An 18,347-nucleotide genomic window follows, 5' to 3' on the forward strand; every position below is an offset into this window, starting at 1 on the left:
CAACGAGTGGCGACACCGCTCGTTGCAGCGGGTTGACGGTGCCGGTCTACGCCTCGTCGGCCGGTTGGGGCAGGTGATGACGACGTGGTCAACCGGCTGCCGGTTGGGGCAGGTGATGACCTGCGTGATCGGCCGACTGCCGGTAGATGGGGTGCGTGATTCCTGACCGTCCGGTGCGGTCGGCGTCCCGGAACGTCCGGTCCGCGTAACGGTGTTCGGCGACGAACCGCTGCCTCGCGGCGGCGGAGAAGCAGAGGGCGAGCGGTGACGTGCCGTGGCCGTCGCGGATCGCGCGCGTCGGAACCGTCCCGTCCCCGCGCGGTGGGGCCACGTGGGCTCGATGGTCCACCGCAGTCGGATCACGCCAACTGTGGCCTTGCACCGCACCACAGCGCGAAAATTCCCTGCCCGGCCAGTCGGGATCCCGTACGCTGGTCAGACCGACGCGGGGTGGAGCAGTTCGGTAGCTCGCTGGGCTCATAACCCAGAGGTCGCGTGGTTCAAATCCCGCCCCCGCTACCAGAATCCGGCCCCCGGCGACGTCACATCGCCGGGGGCCGGAGCCGTTCGCAGGTACTTACGGGCCCTGGCGGCCGAGGGATCCTGTCGGCGGGCCGAGCTACGGCTGCCGGGAGGGTGCCGAAGTCGGTCACGTCTGGGGCACCGGGCACGCTGCGGTGCGCGAGGTCCAGCAATCACGCTGGTCGATCAGCGCGGCCTTACGGCGGCTCACCGATCGCCGCGCAAATGGTCGAGAAGGGCATCATGGCAGTCGTCCGCGCCGATCCGGGGTCGTGTGAAGGCCAACACGCCGTCATCGTTGCCTTCCGCCTTGGCCTTGGCCAACTGCGCCTCGACGTCCGCGATGTGCTCGGCGCACTCGGCACTGACGGGCTTCTCGGGCTGCGGGCCGGGCGCCGGAGAGGCGTTCAGAGCGGCGGTGGCAACGATACCGGCCACGCACAGCGCCGCCCACGCGGCAACCCACACGCGGCGACTCATCCATAACGGCTTGGGCATTCAGGCATCCTACGAGCATCGCAGCGGCCTGTCGTGGAGTGGAGCGGTCTCTGTCAGCGGTCGGCAACCCAGAGCGCCCTGGACTACTCGCCCCAGGCGGCCGTCGCGCTCGTCCGCGAGTCCCTGGTGATGACATGGTGATCGTGACGACTGTCGAATCTCTCAGGGGCGCGGCGCGGTTTGATATACGGCTCCGCCGCGCGGGCGCTCCAGGGCGGAGCGGATCGCCACGCTGCCGAAGGGCTCCCGTCGGCCGTAGAGGACCGCGCCGACCAGACCGAGCGCGGTGACCCGCCACCGAGCAGCCGAACATTTCAGGATGGGCTCCCCCTCAGCGTGCGGGAGGGAGGAGGGCGATGCCGTCGTCGTCGGCGTGGAGGATGTCACCGGGGGCGAAGGTGACACCGCCGAAGGTGACCGGGACGTCGATCTCCCCGACGGCGTCCTTGGAGCTCTTGCGTGGGATGGTGCCCAAAGCCTTGATACCGAGCTGGAGTTCGGCCAGCGCGGCGCTGTCGCGGACGGCGCCGTGCAGGATCAGGCCGGCCCAACCGTTGTCCTGGGCGGAGGCGGCGATGAGGTCGCCGACCAGCGCGGTGCGCAGGGATCCGCCGCCGTCGACGACGAGGACATGGCCGTCGCCGGGGGTGCGCAGGAGGTCACGGAGTAGACCGTTGTCCTCGTGGCAGGAGACGGTGCGTACCGGTCCGGCGAAGAGGCGGTGGGCTCCGAACTGGCGGAACTGGAGGTCCACGATGCGCAGTTGGGTGCCGTACTGGTCGACGAGGTCGGCGGTGGGGACGGGGTGACTGGTCCGGGCACGGGTGTCGTCCTTCGTTGAGAGGTTGAGGGGTCGCGGGAGGCTGCCGCGCTCGCGCGCATCCGGTCGTCAGGAGGATGTGGGCGCGAGTCGGCGGCCTGGTCGGGGGTGAGGGGGCGGGTGTTGTGTCCTCGTAGGAGGAGGTGGAGTTTGGCGGTCTCCTCCAACTCCTCGATGGCGTCGGTGGCTTGCTCCAGGGTGGCGCCGGCGACGACGGGCCCGAAAATGGCGTGGTGGTCGCGGGCGGTCGTTTCGGCGAGCGGTTCGAGGGTGGCGTCGCCGGGTGCGTGGTACGGCAGCAGCGGGAGCGTACCGACGCGCAGGGCGTAGTACGGGGTCAGGGGTGGGAGTACGTTCGCGGGATCGACGTCGGCCAGGCAGGAGACGACTGCCGCGTGGGTGGAGTGGAGGTGGACGACGGCGTTCGCGGTGGGGCGGGAGCGGTAGAACGCCGCGTGCAGGAATGCCTCGTTGGTGGGCCGTGGGCCGCCGAGGTGACGTCCGTCGATGTCGGTGCGGGAGAGGTCGGTGAGGGTGCCCAGGCTGGAGCCGGTGGGGGTGAGCAGCAGGGTGCCGTAGGCGGGGCAGACGGACAGGTTGCCGGTGGAGCCGTGGGTCAGGCCGCGGGTGAGGAGGGAGCGGGACGTGCGCACGATCAGCTCGCGGACGGCTCCTTCGTCGGGGTAGGTGGCCATGACCGTCCCAGGGCTCGGGTGAACAGGTCCGGGGCGCCGAAGTCGCCCGACTTGAGCATGAGGGCGAGGTCCCCGTGCTTGGTGTCGGCGTACGTCCAGGGCACGCCGGGATCCGCCTCCTCCCCCACCAGCACGGCACGGATGTCGAGCGCGGTGGTGACAGCGCCGGAGGGCATTCGGTGAGGTGGGCGGCCAGGTCGCCGAGGAGTTTCTCGACCTGGGCGGCGGCTTCCGCGAGGACCAACTGGGCCTGGGTCGCGGCGAGTTCCTCGGGTGAGGCGGAGGGGTAGACCAGACGGGCAGGTCCGGGTCCTGGGCGTCGTACCAGGCCAGGGCCTCGCCGGTGACGTCCCGGCCGGCTGCCGCGGCCAGCACGTCGAGGTGGAGGGAGGGCAGGCCGGCGGCCTGGAAGTGGTCGATCTGCTCCAGTGTGCGGGCCGAGCAGCTGCCGGCCAGGACGGCGGCCCTGCCTTCCCGCGGCAGGGGCTCGACCGGGGCCGGGCCGGTCGTGGGGTAGGCGTGCCCGAGGCCCTCGGCCAGGCCTGCCGCGCCCGCGACGACGGGGAGTTCGAGGACGGCGGCGCCCAGGACAGCGAGGTCGTCGTCGGTGAGGGCGTCGGCGATGACGTGCCGTACGCCTGCCTGCCGGTGCGCGAGGAGCGCCTCGCGGACGGCCTCGGGTCCCTGCCGGACGGTCGCCCAGTCGACGAGGGCGACGCGGTGGCGGGTCTGCGCGGACAGCAGCCGCACCAGGGCCGAGTTCGTCATCGGGTTGAGGGGGTGGTGGCGCTGCGGGGAGTCGGCGAGCAGCTGGTCGTGGACGAAGAGGTGGCCCTGGTAGACGGTACGGCCGTTGGGCGGGGAGGACGGGCAGTGCAGGGTGATCGGCGCTCCGACGGCGTCCAGAAGGGCGTCTGCGACCGGGCCGATGTTGCCCTTCTCCGTGGAGTCGAAGGTGGAGCAGTACTTGAAGTAGACCTGCGCAACTCCCTTGTCCCACAGCCAACGTTGAGCGGCGAGCGCGTCGGTGACAGCCTCGTCGGCGGGCGTGGAACGGGACTTGAGTGCTACGACGGCCGCGTCACAGTCGGCCGGCAGCGTGGTGGCGGCGTGCGGGGTGCCGAAGACCAGGGCGGTGCGCAGGCCGGCGCGCCGGAAGGCGGCGGCGACGTCGGTGCCGCCGGTGAAGTCGTCGGCGATGCAGCCGATGCGCAGGGTCATGACGGGGCTCTCCGGGGGATGTGCGGGGGTGCGGCTCGCGGTGATCCGGGGCGAGCGGCGGACGGGATCGCGCCGGTCACGCCAGTCCCGACCGTGGGGAGCCGCCCGGCCCGGAGCGGGCGGGGTCAGTTCTGGCTCGGCCCGGAGCGGGGCGGTCAGTTCTGGCCCGCCCCGTTCCGGATGGCCTTGACGACGGCCGAGGTGAACTCCGACGTGGACGCCGAGCCTCCCAGGTCACGGGTGGAGACGCCGCTCTCGATGGTGGCCGCCACCCCGGCTTCGATGATCTGCCCGGCCCGGCCGATGGCCTTGTCGCCGTGCTGGGCGCCCAGCCACTCGAAGAGCATCGCGCCGGAGAGGATCATGGCGACCGGGTTGGCGATGTTCTGCCCGGCGATGTCGGGGGCGGAGCCGTGCGAGGCCTGGGCCATCGCGGTGGTGGCGGAGGCGTTGATGGAGGGGGCGGTGCCCAGGGAGCCGGAGATCTCGCCGGCCAGGTCGGAGAGGATGTCCCCGAACATGTTCTCGGTGACGATGACGTCGAAGTCCTGGGCACGGCGCACCAGATGGACGGTCATGGCGTCGATGTGGAAGTCGTCGACCGTGACGTCCGGGTACTCCTGGGCGACCTCCTGGCACACCGTACGGAACAGCCCGGTGGTCAGCTTCAGCACGTTCGCCTTGTGGACGATCGTCACCTTCTTGCGCCGCGAGCGGGCCAGGTCGAAGGCGACCCGGGCGACGCGCTCGGTGGCCTCCCGGGTGATGATGCCCAGCATGATGGCGGTGTTCTCGGTGGGCATGAACTCGCCGGTGCCGGCGAAGGTGTTGCGGTCGGCGTAGAAGCCCTCGGTGTTCTCGCGGACGATGACCAGGTCCGCGCTGTCACACACCGCCCGCGCGCCCGGGAAGGACTTCGCCGGGCGGATGTTGGCGAACAGCTGGAAGTGTTTGCGCAGGGTGCCCGAGGGGTTGAGCGCGGACTTGTGCGGCTCGGGGTAGGACACCGAGTCGTGCGGGCCGAGGTACCAGCCGTCGAGGTCGGCGAGCGCGGTCCTGGTCTCGTCCGGGACCGGGGTGCCATGTGTCTCGATCGCCGAGGCGCCCAGCGGGAGCGTCACCCAGTCGATGCTCGCGCCGGCAGCCGTGACGGCCGCTGTCGCGATCTCGACCGACGACGGGACGATCTCCGGGCCGATGCCGTCGCCCTCCAGGACGCCGAGGCGGTAGGTGGTGCTCATAGTGCGGGTTCCTCTCTCAACAACGGTCGCAACAACCGTCTCAACAAGGGGCGGGCGTAGGGAGCGGGCAGAGGGGTAGGCCCGGACGGTGGTGGCGGTGGCGGTGGCGGTGGCGGCTGCGGCGGTCAGAGCCGTTTAGGAACGAGCGGCGGCTTCGGCACCGTCGCCGTCCTGGGTGTGCTCCAGGGTCAGCCACCCGGTGAAGCCGCCCTCGCGCAGCGTGCGCAGCAACGGGGTGAGCCGGTGGTCGCCGACCGTGAGGGGCCCCGGGTGGAATGCGCCGCGAGCTGGAGGCAGCTGGTGACGGAGGCGTGCTCGGTGATGGCCCGGATCGGCTCGACGCCTTCGGCTTCGAGATGGTGGGTGTCCAGCACCAGCCCGGCCGGCGTACCGAGCGAGTCCAGGACGGCGAGGGCTTCGTCGGGAGTGTTCCACAGGGAGGTGCTGGCGCGGGTCTGCGGCTCCAGCAGCATTCGGCTGCCGTGGGCGTCCGCCTCCTCGGCCAACTCTCGTACGGCGCGTTCCGCCCACGTCCCCTGGACCTCCCCGCCAGCCCCGACAGGAAGGTGCCGCGGGTCTGGCCCAGGGTCACCGGGACACCGGGACACCGAGGGCTCCCGCGAGGCGGGCCGCGCCGCGCAGCCGGTCCAGCGCGTGCCGACGGACGTCCGGTGCGGGGTCGGTCAGGGTCAGGCCGTCCTGTGCGGCCACCGGCCCGGTGCCGATCCCGAGGACCCTCAGGCCGTGGCTCTCGACGGTCCGGGCCAGAGCCTCGGCGCCGCGCGCGGTCACGTACCGGACCTGAACCTCCACACCGTCGTAGCCGAGCTTCGACAGGTGTACGACCGCCTCGGCAAGCGGCGCGGTGAAGCCCAGCGGCCTGAGGGTGCGGCAGTCGTCGCCGGAGACGGTGTAGGCCAGCGGCCACGGCAGCGCCGTCATGCCGCACCCACCGTGGCCCGCTCGGTGCTGGTGAGCAGGGAGCGCAGCATCCGGGCCGCGGTGCCGGCCCCGTCCAGGACCGGCACGCCGAGCAGGTCGGCCAACGCGTCACGGGCCGGGGCCAAGGAGTACTGCGCGAGCAGCACCACGTCGGCGTCGGTCGCACCGGCGGCCCTGAGGGCCTCGGCCAGGTGGCGGGCGATCGCCTCGTGACTGTCCGCGTGGGCCGCGGCCTCGCTCAGCGCGGTCATGATCTCGACCGGACGGCTGGGGCGCACCGTCGGCACGAGCGCTTCGAACTGGGCGACGGCGGCCGGGACCGCGGGTGCGGTGGAGGCGACGACGGCGATGCGCTCGTAGGGACCCGCGAGGGCGGCCCTGAACATGGCTTCGTCGGACTTCAGGACCGGCACGTCCCACAGGGTGCGGGCGGTGTCCACGACCTCCCCGTAGGAGGAGCAGGTCAGCAGGAGGCCTTCGGCGCCGCCGTCCATCACATGGGTGATCAGGCGGAGCATGCGCCGACGCAGGCCGTCGGTCAGACCGTCGACGTCCTGTGCGTCCTCCAGCAGGCGGTCGTCCAGCAGATTCCACACCCGCGCGGCGGGGAACTCGTCGGCGAACGCCCGCTGGGCGATGCGGGCGGCTGCCGGGAGGGCGTGAATCAGGGCGACCAGGGGTCGGTTCTCGATCACCGGGGTTCTTTCCTCCTCCGGGAGACGGAACCCTTTGCGGGGTTTCCGCGCCCGACCTGGCGGCGTGCGCCGCAAGCCTGGTCGGGCGTGTCGTCACTGTAGGCATCACGCAGACATCCGGTCAACCGGTCGACCGGTTGCCCTCGCAGGTACGCGCGGTCCGCGGGTCGTCTGCGCATCACCACCGACGCCAACGAGATCGCCCGCGCCGGCGCCATCGGCCAGATCCTGCACATGATGCGCCCCACCAGCGCGCCCCTGTGGGTCCTGCTCGGACTGATCAAGACCGAACTCGGCGAGTGCCCGTGAACCCCTCTCCGAAGGAACCCCCGCCCCCCGGCCAGCCACGGCGTCGGCCGCCCTCTCGCGCCGGGTGATGGTCTCGCTCCCGCTCGCCGCCATGGGGGCGCTGCACGCCACCGCCCCGCCGCAGTCGATCCGTCGCCTACGTAAGCTCGCGCACCGCGGCCGAGGTGTACGACGTCTCCCCTGACGGGCACACCTGGACCCTGCTCCAGACCGTCGAACTGGAGAACCCGACCGGCCAACCGCTCCTCGGGCAGCGTGGTGACCCTGCCGATCCTGGAAAACGGGAGCCTCGGCCCCGAAGCAGACCGGCGTCAAGCCGCACCCCGTGCCCATCTCACCCGACGGCCGCTTACATCGTCGTACCCGACAAGGGCCCTTGATCAGTCGCGCAGGGTTCAGCCCTCTTTACCCTGCCCCTGCCCCTGCCCCTGCCCCTGCCGCTCCAGCGCCGTGAGGAGCCGCTGGGTCGCGCCCTCCATGTGGGCGGCCATGGCCTCGCGGGCGGCCTCGGCGTCGCGCCGCTCGATCGCCGCGAGGATCGGGACATGGTCGTCGTAGGCGACCTGACGGCTACGGGTGGTCCCCGTGCGTTCGATCCAGCCCCGTTGGATCATGCGCCGCAGGCCCCTGAGCATGTCCCGCAGGACGACATTGCCGCACAGATCGGCGACGGCCGCGTGGAACGCCATGTCGGCTGCCGCGAAGTCCTCGTCCGCGCAGGTACGCATGGTCTCCAGGCACCCGTGCAGTACCGCGACGCCGTCGTCGTCGATCACATCGGCGGCCAGCCCCGCGACCAGGGTCTCCAGCTCGGCGCGCGCCTCGAGCAGATCCTTCGAACCGCGTTCGCCCAGCACGAGCCCGAGCTCGAAAAGGCGGTACAGGACGTCCGAGTCGGGGCCGCGGAAGTACGTACCGCTGCTCTGCCGGACCTCCAACAGCCCCAGGAACCCCAGTGACTTGATCGCCTCGCGGACCGTCGGCCGGTTGACGCCGAGCATCTCCGTGAGCTGCCGTTCGGACGGGATCCGGTCGCCCGGAGCGACGTCACCCGACATGAGATAGTCGATCAGCCTGCGCGACACCTCGGACGCCAATGGTTCCCGCGGCTCCACGTTGATCCTGGACAGTTCGGCGGCCATGGCATCGCTTTCTGGTCTGGTCGAAGGCCTCCCTACTCTAGTCGCCACCGGCAAACCGGTGACCCGGTGACCGGATCAGCCCTCCGGAAGAGGCACCGGTCAGGACGGGCCCGGTAGGACCCGGTACCGGGCCTTGAGTGGTCCCGGCAGTGCCGTCGGGCTCACGAGATCCCCGGATTGCCTTGACCTTGATGTCGAGACGTTCTTTGCCCAGTCGACCAGCGCGCCCGCGTAGGCGGCGTCGGCCATAGGGCGTCCGAGATCGGCTTGGCTCCTCCGTGCGCGGTGAAGCCGCCGTCGACCGGTATGTCGGCCCCGCTGATGAAGGCGGAGTCGTCGGAGAGGAGGAAGGTGATGAGCGGGGTGATGTCGTCGACGGTTCCGGTGCGGCCCAGCGGTGTCTCGCGCAGGTTGGCCGAGCGGAACGCGGGCGCCGCTGAGGCGGTCATGCTGGTCTCGATGAAACCGGGGTGGACGGTGTTCACGCGGATGCCGCGCGGCCCCAGCTCCATCGCGGCGGTCCTCGACAACCCGCGCAGCGCCCACTTGCTGGCGGTGTACGCCACCGGGTAGTGGGCGGTCAGGGCCGCCGAGGAACCGACGTTGACGATGGACGCCCCCGGGTTCATCAGGGGCGCCAGGTGCTGGATGCCCAGCAGCGGACCGGTGACGTTCACGGCGTGGACCCGGGCCATGTCCTCGGGGCGTACGTCGTCGATCCGGGCGCGCCAGGTGACGCCCGCGTTGTTGACCAGGCCGTGGACCTGTCCGTACGCCTCGCGCAGGTCGGCGGCGAGTGTCGCCCAGTCCTGCTCGCTGGTGACGTCGAGCCGGCGGCAGTCTGCCGTCTCCGTCACGTCGGTGGCGATCACCCGGGCGCCCTCGCGGGTCAGCGCCTCGGCCTCCGCCGCGCCCTGGCCGCGCGCCGCGCCCGTGACCACGACGACCTTGCCCAGCAGTCGCTGGGGACGCGCCTCGTTCACGGCCGCTCCCGCGAGCGGCGCCGGCCGGCCGGAACCGGCACGACGTCGGCGCCGGCCACCACGGTGTTGGACGTGCTGCCGATGCCCTCGACGGTGAGCGTGACCGTGTCGCCGGGCTTCAGCGGCGGCGGGTCCTGTCTGCCCCGTACGCCCCACAGTTCGGCGAGGCAGCCACCGTTGCCGCAGGTGCCTGAGCCGAGGACGTCACCGGGGCGCACCCAGGTGCCGCGCGAGGCGTACGCGGCCATCTCCTCGAACGTCCAGCTCATGTTGGACAGCAGGTCCGTGCCCACCACCTCGCCGTTGACCTCGGCGGTGAGCGCCAGCCGCAGGAAGCCGTCGGCGTCGCGGTACCGCTCCAGCTCGTCGGCGGTGACCAGGTACGGGCCCAGCGTGGTGGCGGTGTCCTTGCCCTTGCAGGGGCCGAGGCCGACCTTCATCTCGGCGGACTGCAGGTCGCGGGCGGACCAGTCGTTGAAGACCGTGTAGCCGACGATGTGGTCACGGGCCTGCTCGGGGGTGAGGTCCCGGCCCTCCTTGCCGATCACCACCGCGACCTCCAGTTCGAAGTCGAGGACGCTCGACCCCGGTGGCATGGGGATGTCGTCGTGCGGGCCGTACACCGCGTAGGGGTTGGCGAAGTAGTACGTCGGGGCCGCGTACCACCGCTCCGGAACACCGGTCGCGCCGTCCACGGACCGCCGTACGCCCTCGACGTGTTCCTCGAAGGTGACGAAGTCCCGCACGGTGGGCGGCTGGAGCGGGGCCAGCAGCCGTACCTCGGAGACATGGGGGCCGGCCGGGACGCCGGGGAGATCGGAGCCCGAGCCCAGCAGTTCGTGCAGGCCGCCCGCCTCGGCGAGCAGGCCGGCCAGGGAGTGGACGCCTGGCAGTGGACGGAGCGTGCCGTCCTCTTCGACGACCGCCACATGGTGTCGGTCGCGGTACTCGTAGGTGGCGAAACGCATGGTGGGTCCTGTCGGCAGGAGGTCGAACACGAGGGCCGGGGGCGTGGCGGGGGGCGGGGGTCAGACCGGCGGGGCGACGAAGACGCCGCGGTCGACGTCGTTGAACGACTCCTTCGCGACCAGTTCGTTCATCGGGTTGGCGGTGCCCCACTGGTCGGTGACCTCGGGCTTCGAGAAGTCGTAGACGTGGGGATGCCAGGTGTCCTCGTCCAGCAGCTCCAGCTCGGTCGTGTACTCGACGGTGTTGCCGTGCGGGTCGAGGAAGTACGTGAAGGTGTTGTCGCCCGCCATGTGCCGGCCGGGGCCCCAGACCTTCTTGAAGCCGGCCCGGATCACGCGGCCGGAGCCGCGCATGTACTCGTCGATGCCCCGCATCTCGAAGGAGACGTGGTGCAGGGAGGTGTGCGGGCCCTTGGCGATGGCCATGGAGTGGTGCTGGTTGCTGATCCGCATGAAGTGCATGACCTCGCCCATGTGCGGCGAGCTGAGGGTGTCGGAGAGACGGAAGCCGAGGTGCGACGCGTACCAGTCGCGGGTCCTGTCGAGGTCCGGCGAGTTGAGGACGACGTGGGAGAGCTTGACCGGGATCGACTCCTTCTCCTCGATCTTGCGGTGCTGCCTCACCTCGACATCGGCGGAGACCTCGATGGTGCGGCCGTCGACGTCGAAGAATCGGAAGCCGTAACCGCCGCCGGGTGTCTCGACCTTGCCCGGTCGGGAGATCAACCGCACGCCGCCCGCGAGCAGTTGCTCGGCGAGGGTGTCCACGTCGGCCGTGCTCGCGGCCCCGTAGGAGACCAGGTCGAGCCGCTTCTCGTCGGCCTTGCGCAGCCGGACGACGTACTGCTCGGGGCTGCCCTCGGCTGCGAGGAAGGAGATGCCGGAGTCCTCGGCGACCTTGGTCAGGCCCCAGACACCGGCGTAGAAGTCGAGTTGCTTGTCGTAGTCGGGCACGGCGAGGTCGACGTGCCTGAGGTGGGTGAGCAGACGGTTGGTCATGGGGGTCCCTTTTCAGGTGAGGTCGAGCAGGGCTGCTGCGTTGCCGCCGCGGACGGCGTGGAAGTCGGGGTCGGGCAGCCGCGCCGCGCGCAGTGCAGCGAGCGGGTCCTCGGCGCCCATGTCGAAGGCGTAGTCGGAGCCGAGCAGGACCCGGTCCGCGCCCGCCACCCGGACGAGTTCCCGCAGGACGTGCGGGTCGTGGACGAGGGAGTCGAAGTAGAGGCGTCTGATGTAGCTGCTGGGCGGGTGGGCGCAGCCTGCGCTCGCGTCGGAGCGGGCCGACCACGCGTGGTCGGAGCGGCCGATGTGGGTGGGCAGGTAGCCGCCGCCGTGGGCTGCGATCACCTTCAGGCCCGGGTGCCGGTCCAGCACGCCGGAGAAGATCAGGTGCGACAGCGCGACCGCGTTCTCCACCGGCTGGCCGACGACGTTGGACAGGTACCACTGGTCGAGGCGGTCGTCGAGCGTGCAGCCGAAGGGGTGCAGGAAGAGGAGCGCCCCGGTCTCCTCGGCCCGGGTCCAGAAGGGTTCGTAGGCCGGGTCGGAGAGTTCGCGGCCGGGGGCGTGACTGGAGATCTCGACGCCCGACAGGCCGAGTTCCAGGGCGTGTTCGAGGGCGCGTACGGCTTGCTCGGGGTGTTGCAGGGGAACGAGTCCTAGTCCGTGCAGGCGGTCGGGTGCCTGGGCGCAGTGGGCGGCCGTGGCCTCGGCGGCGAGCCGGTAGACCTTCTCGGCCGTCTCCATGTCCGCCCAGTAGTGGTAGTGCGACGGGGACGGGCTGACGAGTTGGACGTCCACGCCCTGGGCGTCCATCGCGGCCAGCCGTGCGGTGACGTCGATCATCCTCGGGGCGCGTTCGCGGACCATCGGGCCGCTGACGGCGAGCGCGGCGGGGCCGTTGCGGCGAGCGTCGAGAGCGCGGGCCTCGACGAATCCCGGCAGGTCCGCCACCAGGGCGTCGACCTCGGGCAGCAGGAGGTGCGCGTGCACGTCCACCGTGGGCACGTGCACATTCACCGTGGGCATGTCGGGCGTGGGCACGTCCGGCGTGGGCGCCGTCACGGCAGTTCCTTCAGCAGGTTCATGGTGCGGCCGATCAGACCCGGCACGTCGGCGTCGTGCACCCCCTCCAGCTGCCACTGCCCGATCTGTACGGACGCCTCCACGACGGTCCGCACTCGGGCGACGCGGCGCTCGTAGTAGCTCTGGAACAGCTCGTCGTCCCAGTTCCGGCCGCTGGTGAGCAGCTCGGTGAGGACGAGGGCGTCCTCCAGGGACATGGCCGCGCCCTGGGCGAGGGTGGGCGGGCAGCAGTGGGCGGCGTCACCGATCAGCACAACGCGGCCCCGGTGCCAGGAGCCCTCGACCAGCAGGCGGTCGAACCAGGTGTAGTTGACCTTCCGCGGGTCGGTGATGTGCCGGGCGATCTCCGGCCAGAACCCGCCGTACCCCTGCGCGGCGCGGCGCATCTCGTCGGCGTAGGAGGACGGGTCGATCGAGGCGCGGTCACGGCAGGCCTCGACGACGAACGCGTACAGGGTGTTTTCGCTGGTGGGGGTGTAGCCCGCGATGTAGGCCGGCCCGCCGTACGCGAGGTCGGTGCGGTCCACGCCCGCGGGGCGCGGGGCCGCGACGCGCCAGATGGCCATCCCGGTCGGCTCCGGTTTGTCGGTGATGCCGATCGCGGCCCGGGTGGCGGAGCCCAGGCCGTCGGCGCCGATCACCAGGTCGTAGCGGCCCTCGCTGCCGTCGCCGAAGCGCACCGAGACGCCTTCGGCATCCTGCTCCAGGGCCTCGGCGGTGATGCCCAGGCGGACGGTGGCGCCGGAGGCGCGGACCGCGTCGATGAGGATCCGCTGGAGCTGGGGGCGCTGCATGCCGAGGGTGGCGGGCAGGTCGTCACCGCCGGTCCTGATGTCCTCGGCGACGTGCAGCACCGTGCCGTCGGGGGTGGTGATGCCCAGGGTGCCGAAGGCGTGTCCGGAGGCGCTCACCTGCTCCCAGACGCCCAGTTCGCGCAGGACGCGCAGGGCGTTGCCCTGGAGGGTGATGCCGGAGCCGGTGGTGACGTTCCAGTCGGGCTTGGCCTCGACCAGGTCCACGGCGAGGCCGGCGCGGCGCAACAGGATGGTCACGGCGTTGCCGGAGGCGCCTCCGCCGATGACGAGGACGGTGGGGGTCGTCTCGGGCGGGCTCGGTCGAGAGCGGCGGGGCGAGGTGGGGCTGTCTGCCATGTCGGGGATACCTCCCGAGGTTCGGGGCCGCGCGGCTACGGGCGGCTGTGTGCGGCTCGCCCGCGCGAACGCGGGCCAGGGGACTTGGGTGCCTCACCCGTCGGCGGGTGGAGCGGAGGAGGGGGCCAGTTGCGTCGCCACTGTCCGGGGACGGACGCATCCGGCCGGTTCTGCGGGCTACTTGACGGCGATCGGGTTGACCGGGGAGCCGACGGCTCCGGTGATGGGCAGCGGGGCGGCGGTGAGCCAGAACTCGTACACGCCGTCGGCCGCGCAGTCCTCGGCGAGCGCGTCGAGGTCCCACATCTCACCGATCACCAGGCCCATGTGGGGGATGACGACCTGGTGCAGCGGCTGGAAGGCGTGGTCGAACTCGTTGGGCCGGACCTCGAAGCCCCAGGTGTCGGTGGCGACGGCGGCCATCTCGGTGCGGTGGAGCCAGCCTGCGGTGGTGAACGACAGCCCGGGCGCGGGCCCACCGGCGTACTCACCCCACCCGTCGCGGCGCACCCGGGCCAGCTGCCCGGTGCGTACGACGACGATGTCCCCGCGGCCCACGCTCACGCCGTGCGCCTCGGCGGTCGTGGTCAGGTGCTCCTCGGTGACGGCGAAGCCGTCGGGCAACTCGCCCTGGGAGCCGATCACTCGTCCCACGTCGAGGAGGACCCCGCGCCCGGCGATGTGCGGCGCCATGTGTTCGATGCCGGTGACCAGGTCTCCGTCGGAGGTGACCACCTTGTCGGCGCGGCGCCCGTTCCACGCGAAGCCGTGGTCGAAGATGTGCCCGAGTCCGTCCCACTGGGTCGAGCACTGGAGCGGCATCGCGATCACGTCGTCGGCCCCGCCGATGCCGTGCGGGAAGCCCTGGTTGCCGAGGGCGGCGTCGGTGCCCGTGTCGAGCATGGTGTGGACCGGGTTGGTGCGGCGCCGCCAGCCCTTCTGCGGGCCGTTCATGTCGAAGCGCTGGGAGAGCGAGAAGCTCACTCCGCGCCGGACGAGCGCGGCGCCCTCGCGCCGCTTGTCCTCGGTGAGGAAGTTGAGGGTGCCGAGGACGTCGTCGTCGCCCCAGCGGCCCCAGTTCGAGTACGCCTTCGCGGCCTCGGCGATCGCGCCCTCGGGATCCGTACGGTCGATCATGCGCCGTGCTCCTCGGCGACACATCGGGTGCGCTGGGTGCCCAGCCCGGTGATCGAGCCCTCCATCACATCGCCGTCGCGCAGCAGCCTGCCCCAGTGGATGCCGTTGCCGGCCGGGCTGCCGGTGAGCACCAGGTCGCCGGGGAGGAGTTGGGATGTCTGCGAGATGTACGACACCAGTCGCGCGACGCCGAAGAGCATGTCCTTGGTCGACTCGTCCTGCATGATCTCGCCGTTCAGCTTCAGCGTGACCCGCAGGTCGCCCGGGTCCGTGATCGCCCCGGCGGGGACGATCCAGGGCCCGAGCGGGGTGAAGCCGGGGGCGTTCTTGCAGCGCAGCCAGTCGGTGCCGATGGCCTTCATGTCACGGCGGAAGACGGTGGCGCGGTCGGTGAGGTCGTTGGCGATCGTGTAACCGGCGACGTGCTCCAAGGCCTTCTCGACGGACACCCGGTGGGCAGGTCTGGCGATGACGGCCGCCAACTCCAGCTCCCAGTCGGGCTGTTCGGCCCATGCCGGGAGGACGACATCGTCGTACGGGCCGGTGATCGCACTCGGCAGGCCGATGAAGACGTACGGCAGGTCCTCGGCGGCCCGGCGGTCCATGACCGCGGCGATCTCTGCGCGTGCCTCCTCGACGGTGCGGGGGTCGTCCGAGGAGCGGTGGGCCACCTCCAGGTCGATCACGTGCTGGCGGTAGTTGGCGCCGGACTGGAAGACCTGCCGGGGCTCGACCGGTGCGTGCACCCTCAGGCCGTCGAGCGGCCGCCACTCCAGCGCGTCTTCACCCGCGAGGACGCGCAGGACCGGCAGGGTCTCCTCCCACCGCTCCAGCACCGCACGCACATCGGCCGGCTTCCAGGCCAGGGCCCGGCCCAGGTCCAGCACACGACCCCCGACCACGAGGCCGGGGAACGGGCTGTCGCCCGGCTGGGAGAGGGTGCCGAGCGCGAAGGGGCGGGCCGATTGCGTGAGTGTTGCCATGAGATGTCCTCCTGCTGAGTTGCGGACTACTCTGACCGGGATCATGTGATCGCGGAAATGAATCCTGTGGATGGTGGTCATCCACGCCGTGAATACTTTTCGACCTTTTCGCTGATGCCAGGCGGTGCCGCATGAACCTGTCGCGACTCGACCTCAATCTCGTCGTCGCCCTGCGCGCCCTGCTGGAGGAGCGCAACGTCACCCGGGCCGGCGAGCGTGTCGGACTGAGCCAACCCGCCATGAGCGCGGCGCTGTCCCGGCTCCGCCGGCATTTCGACGACGAACTGCTCTCCCGGACCGGAAACGCCTACGAACTGACCCCGCTCGGCGTGGCCCTCCGGGACCGCAGCGCCACTGCGTGCGACCTGCTGGAACGCGTCTTCGCCAGCCAGGCCGACTTCGACCCGGCCGCTGAGACCCGCGAGTTCACCCTGCTCGCCTCCGACTACGGCGCCGCCGTCTTCGGCGCCGCCCTCGCCCGCGCCCTGCACCTGGAGGCACCGGGCGTCCGGCTGACCTTCCAGCACCCGGCACCCAGCGTCGTGGAGAACACCGCGACCGTACTCAGTACCGTCGACGGCCTGCTGATGCCGCACGGCGTCATCGACGGCTTCCCCGCCGTCGACCTCCACCAGGACCGCTGGCTGTGCCTCGTCGCCGACGACCACCCCGAGATCGGCGACAGCCTCACCCTCACCCAGCTCGCCACCCTGCCCTGGGCCGTCTACCAGCGCCCCTACGACGCCCCGGCCGCCCGCCAGCTCAGCATGCTCGGCATCAGCCCCCGGGTGGAGGTCTCGGTGCAGACGTTCCAGCTGCTGCCGCACATGGTCGAAGGCACCCGCCGGGTCGCGATGATCCAAGAACGTCTGGCCCGCAAGGCGGTCCACTCCGCGGCGGTGCGCGTCCTGCCCTGCCCCTTCGAGGCGGTACCGGTTCAGGAGGCGCTGTGGTGGCATCCCGTACACACCCAGGACGCGGCCCACATCTGGCTGCGGCAGAAGGCGGTGGAGGTGGGCGCGACGCTGACGGGCAACGGCCCGGAGCAGGCCGGCTCCGCCGTGCGGGGCGGGGGGTCGGCAGGGTAGCGGCAGAGGGGGTCTCGGGTCGCTGACCCGTGAGCCCCACACCCCGCCAGGGCCGGACCCCGCGCTCCGTAAGGGCTGGTTCCCACGCTCCGTCAGGGCTGGTTCCACACGCCCGGCCAGAACCGGTCCCCACGCCCCGCCAGGACCGGCCCCCGCCCCCCGCCAGAACCAGTCCCCGCGCCCCGTCAGGGGCGCGGGGAACCACGCGACCAGCCACACCCCACCCGCGGCCGACAGACCACCCCGGGGTCGAAGGGGCGGAGCCCCTGGGGATGGGACGGGTAGGGGCGGCGGGGGCGACATCCCCACTCAGCCCAACTGCTCCGGCAGCGGCCGGGGACCAGCACCACCGACGCGCCGACGCACCACGGCCAGCCCCGCCGCGACGAGCGCGGCGGCCAGCCCCAACACGCCCACCGCACCGGCGAGACTGCCGACCGCCGACTCACCGGCCAGCAGGACGAGCGGGCAGACGAACTCACCGCCGAAGAAGGCCGCCATCCACAACCCCGTGCCACGACCGCGGTCCTCGAACGCCAGCCGGGACATCGCGCTCGTGAGCAGGGCGGGCAACAGCATGCCCGTGCCCACACAGTTGACCACCGCTCCGACGACCAGCAGCGGCACGTCGTTGGCCAGGAACATCACCCCGAAGCCGACCGCGCAGACGCCGAGAACCGCGGGCAGCATCGGGTCCGGGGAGCGCTTCAGCCGGGCGAAGGTGACCGCTCCACCCACCGTGGCGGCGCTCGCGACCGCCGTGGCCAGACCGATGACGCCCGTGCTCTCCACACCGAGGTCGTCGAGGAGGTACGCCATCTCGACCGGGACGGTGTAGAAGACCATCGCGCCGAAGAAGGTCAGGGCACAGATGCCCGCCATCTGCCGCCAGGGGAAGGCGCGTAGGGCCGGCACCGTCGCCGTGTATGCCGGGGTGTCGTCGGTGGCCGCGCGGGTGACCGGGCTGGGCAGCGCGGAGGCCATCAGCGGGGCGAGGACGAGGCTCACGGCGTAGATCCAGAAGGGCGCCTTCCAGCCGGCCGAGCCGACGGCACCGCCGATCGCGAAGAAGACGGTGGCCGAGGCGGAGGCGCACATGGTCTGCAGGGCGAGGTACTTCACCCGCTGCCGACCGGTGTAGTAGTCGCCGATCAGCGTGGTGCAGCACGTCATGATCGCGGCTTCGGCGACGCCCACCAGCGCGCGGCCGGCGATGATGGCGCCCAGCGAGTCGAGGTAGAGCGGGGCGGTTCCGAACACGGCGTACAGAACGGTCGCCACGATCAGCAGGCGCTTGCGGCCCAGCCGGTCCACGATCACGCCGGCGAACGGGGCGAGCAGGGCCAGCGCCAGCGCCGGGACGGTCAGGGCGAGGGGCACCAGTGCCTCGGCCCCCGGGACCGCCGCGAAGTGGTCCTGCATCTTCGGCAGCACCGGGGCGATCAGCACGGCTCCCAGGATCGGCAGACAACTGCCCGCCATCAGCAGTGTCACCCGCAGCAGATGGGCCGGTCCCGAGACGGCGAGAGGCGACGGAGCGACATCGTCGACCGCAGGGGGAGACAGCGGGGCGGAACCAGGCATGGCGACTCCATGGGAGGGCGTACGGGAGAGACATGCCGCTCACGGGCACCGACGGCGCACGGCATGCTGAGCGTGGCCGCACGTGGGCCGTTGTCCCGTCAGCGGGCGCGTGCGGTAGGGACGACTATGAGGTGCCCGAAGCGCCGCCACCATCCTCGGAGCGATCCGAATCCCGTATCCGTGCCATCCACCCAGTGGATGAGCCCATCAGGAACCACTGATGACGTGAACGTCGAGAGTTCCAGGCTCGCGGGGGCGGCGATGCCCCGGAGACACGGCCGGTCGG

General features: G+C 71.5%; 18 protein-coding genes, 1 tRNA gene and 2 pseudogenes. 2 read left to right on the forward strand and 19 right to left on the reverse strand.

Annotation, left to right across the window (positions count from 1 at the left end; genetic code table 11):
* Window positions 1-88 precede the first annotated feature (88 nt).
* Window positions 89-331 carry a hypothetical protein gene (locus L3078_RS00405; protein WP_239749454.1) on the reverse strand — a complete coding sequence of 81 codons (243 nt, stop codon included), beginning with the start codon at window positions 329-331 and terminating at the stop codon, window positions 89-91.
* 113 nt (window positions 332-444) lie between these two features.
* On the opposite strand from L3078_RS00405, the gene L3078_RS00410 reads away from it, so the two are divergent.
* Window positions 445-522: transfer RNA gene (locus tag L3078_RS00410), tRNA-Met, on the forward strand.
* Between the two features lie 207 nt (window positions 523-729).
* On the opposite strand, the gene L3078_RS00415 is transcribed toward L3078_RS00410, so the two are convergent.
* The 17 genes and pseudogenes from L3078_RS00415 to L3078_RS00495 form a co-directional block, all read right to left on the reverse strand.
* The gene (locus tag L3078_RS00415; protein WP_239749459.1) at window positions 730-1,020 is read right to left on the reverse strand and encodes a hypothetical protein; all 291 of its coding nucleotides are present in this window, start codon (window positions 1,018-1,020) and stop codon (window positions 730-732) included.
* 331 nt (window positions 1,021-1,351) lie between these two features.
* The gene (gene rraA, locus L3078_RS00420; RefSeq protein ID WP_239749476.1) at window positions 1,352-1,774 is read right to left on the reverse strand and encodes a ribonuclease E activity regulator RraA; all 423 of its coding nucleotides are present in this window, start codon (window positions 1,772-1,774) and stop codon (window positions 1,352-1,354) included.
* A 218-nt stretch (window positions 1,775-1,992) separates the two neighbouring features.
* Window positions 1,993-2,535 (reverse strand): annotated as a pseudogene (locus L3078_RS00425) (class II aldolase/adducin family protein); the annotation flags it as partial.
* Window positions 2,496-2,711, reverse strand: a complete 216-nt coding sequence (locus L3078_RS00430; protein WP_239760152.1) for a nucleotide-binding domain containing protein — start codon at window positions 2,709-2,711, stop codon at window positions 2,496-2,498. The gene L3078_RS00430 and the pseudogene L3078_RS00425, both read right to left, overlap by 40 nt.
* A 178-nt stretch (window positions 2,712-2,889) precedes the next feature.
* Window positions 2,890-3,756: pseudogene (gene otnK, locus L3078_RS00435) on the reverse strand (3-oxo-tetronate kinase); the annotation flags it as partial.
* Between the two features lie 155 nt (window positions 3,757-3,911).
* Complete coding sequence (locus tag L3078_RS00440; protein WP_239749499.1) at window positions 3,912-4,997, reverse strand: isocitrate/isopropylmalate dehydrogenase family protein; 1,086 nt, start codon at window positions 4,995-4,997, stop codon at window positions 3,912-3,914.
* Window positions 4,998-5,185: 188 nt separating this feature from the next.
* Window positions 5,186-5,503, reverse strand: coding sequence for an apurinic/apyrimidinic endonuclease family protein (locus tag L3078_RS00445; protein ID WP_239749503.1), 318 nt, complete (start codon window positions 5,501-5,503; stop codon window positions 5,186-5,188).
* An 82-nt stretch (window positions 5,504-5,585) separates the two neighbouring features.
* The gene (locus L3078_RS00450; RefSeq protein ID WP_239749506.1) at window positions 5,586-5,939 is read right to left on the reverse strand and encodes a sugar phosphate isomerase/epimerase family protein; all 354 of its coding nucleotides are present in this window, start codon (window positions 5,937-5,939) and stop codon (window positions 5,586-5,588) included.
* Window positions 5,936-6,634, reverse strand: a complete 699-nt coding sequence (locus L3078_RS00455) for an aspartate/glutamate racemase family protein (RefSeq protein WP_239749522.1) — start codon at window positions 6,632-6,634, stop codon at window positions 5,936-5,938. Before L3078_RS00455 ends, L3078_RS00450 begins: the two co-directional genes overlap by 4 nt.
* A gap of 704 nt (window positions 6,635-7,338) precedes the next feature.
* Entirely contained in the window at window positions 7,339-8,085 is a 747-nt protein-coding gene (locus tag L3078_RS00460) for a FadR/GntR family transcriptional regulator (RefSeq protein ID WP_239749525.1), read from the reverse strand.
* Between the two features lie 161 nt (window positions 8,086-8,246).
* Window positions 8,247-9,068, reverse strand: a complete 822-nt coding sequence (locus L3078_RS00465) for an SDR family NAD(P)-dependent oxidoreductase (protein WP_239749543.1) — start codon at window positions 9,066-9,068, stop codon at window positions 8,247-8,249.
* A complete protein-coding gene (locus L3078_RS00470; RefSeq protein WP_239749546.1) occupies window positions 9,065-10,036 on the reverse strand; it encodes a fumarylacetoacetate hydrolase family protein in 972 nt (323 codons plus the stop codon). The genes L3078_RS00465 and L3078_RS00470 overlap by 4 nt, the downstream gene beginning before the upstream one ends.
* Window positions 10,037-10,096: 60 nt before the next feature.
* Window positions 10,097-11,035 (reverse strand): VOC family protein, encoded by a 939-nt coding sequence (locus L3078_RS00475; protein ID WP_239749550.1) that lies wholly within the window; start codon window positions 11,033-11,035, stop codon window positions 10,097-10,099.
* 12 nt (window positions 11,036-11,047) lie between these two features.
* Entirely contained in the window at window positions 11,048-12,061 is a 1,014-nt protein-coding gene (locus tag L3078_RS00480; protein ID WP_239760153.1) for an amidohydrolase family protein, read from the reverse strand.
* A gap of 32 nt (window positions 12,062-12,093) precedes the next feature.
* The gene (locus L3078_RS00485; protein ID WP_239749555.1) at window positions 12,094-13,269 is read right to left on the reverse strand and encodes an FAD-dependent oxidoreductase; all 1,176 of its coding nucleotides are present in this window, start codon (window positions 13,267-13,269) and stop codon (window positions 12,094-12,096) included.
* Window positions 13,270-13,446: 177 nt separating this feature from the next.
* On the reverse strand, window positions 13,447-14,406 hold the full coding sequence (locus tag L3078_RS00490; RefSeq protein ID WP_239749559.1) for a cyclase family protein: 960 nt from the start codon (window positions 14,404-14,406) through the stop codon (window positions 13,447-13,449).
* A complete protein-coding gene (locus L3078_RS00495) occupies window positions 14,403-15,389 on the reverse strand; it encodes a fumarylacetoacetate hydrolase family protein (RefSeq protein WP_239749563.1) in 987 nt (328 codons plus the stop codon). The genes L3078_RS00490 and L3078_RS00495 overlap by 4 nt, the downstream gene beginning before the upstream one ends.
* A 131-nt stretch (window positions 15,390-15,520) precedes the next feature.
* Here L3078_RS00495 and L3078_RS00500 point away from each other — a divergent pair, with 131 nt between their 5' ends.
* Entirely contained in the window at window positions 15,521-16,477 is a 957-nt protein-coding gene (locus L3078_RS00500; protein ID WP_239749578.1) for a LysR family transcriptional regulator, read from the forward strand.
* Window positions 16,478-16,786: 309 nt separating this feature from the next.
* Here L3078_RS00500 and L3078_RS00505 read toward each other — a convergent pair whose 3' ends face one another.
* Window positions 16,787-18,061 carry an MFS transporter gene (locus L3078_RS00505; RefSeq protein WP_239749582.1) on the reverse strand — a complete coding sequence of 425 codons (1,275 nt, stop codon included), beginning with the start codon at window positions 18,059-18,061 and terminating at the stop codon, window positions 16,787-16,789.
* Window positions 18,062-18,347 lie beyond the last annotated feature (286 nt).

Origin of the sequence: Streptomyces deccanensis (genome assembly GCF_022385335.1) — a bacterium.
Classification (GTDB): domain Bacteria; phylum Actinomycetota; class Actinomycetes; order Streptomycetales; family Streptomycetaceae; genus Streptomyces; species Streptomyces deccanensis.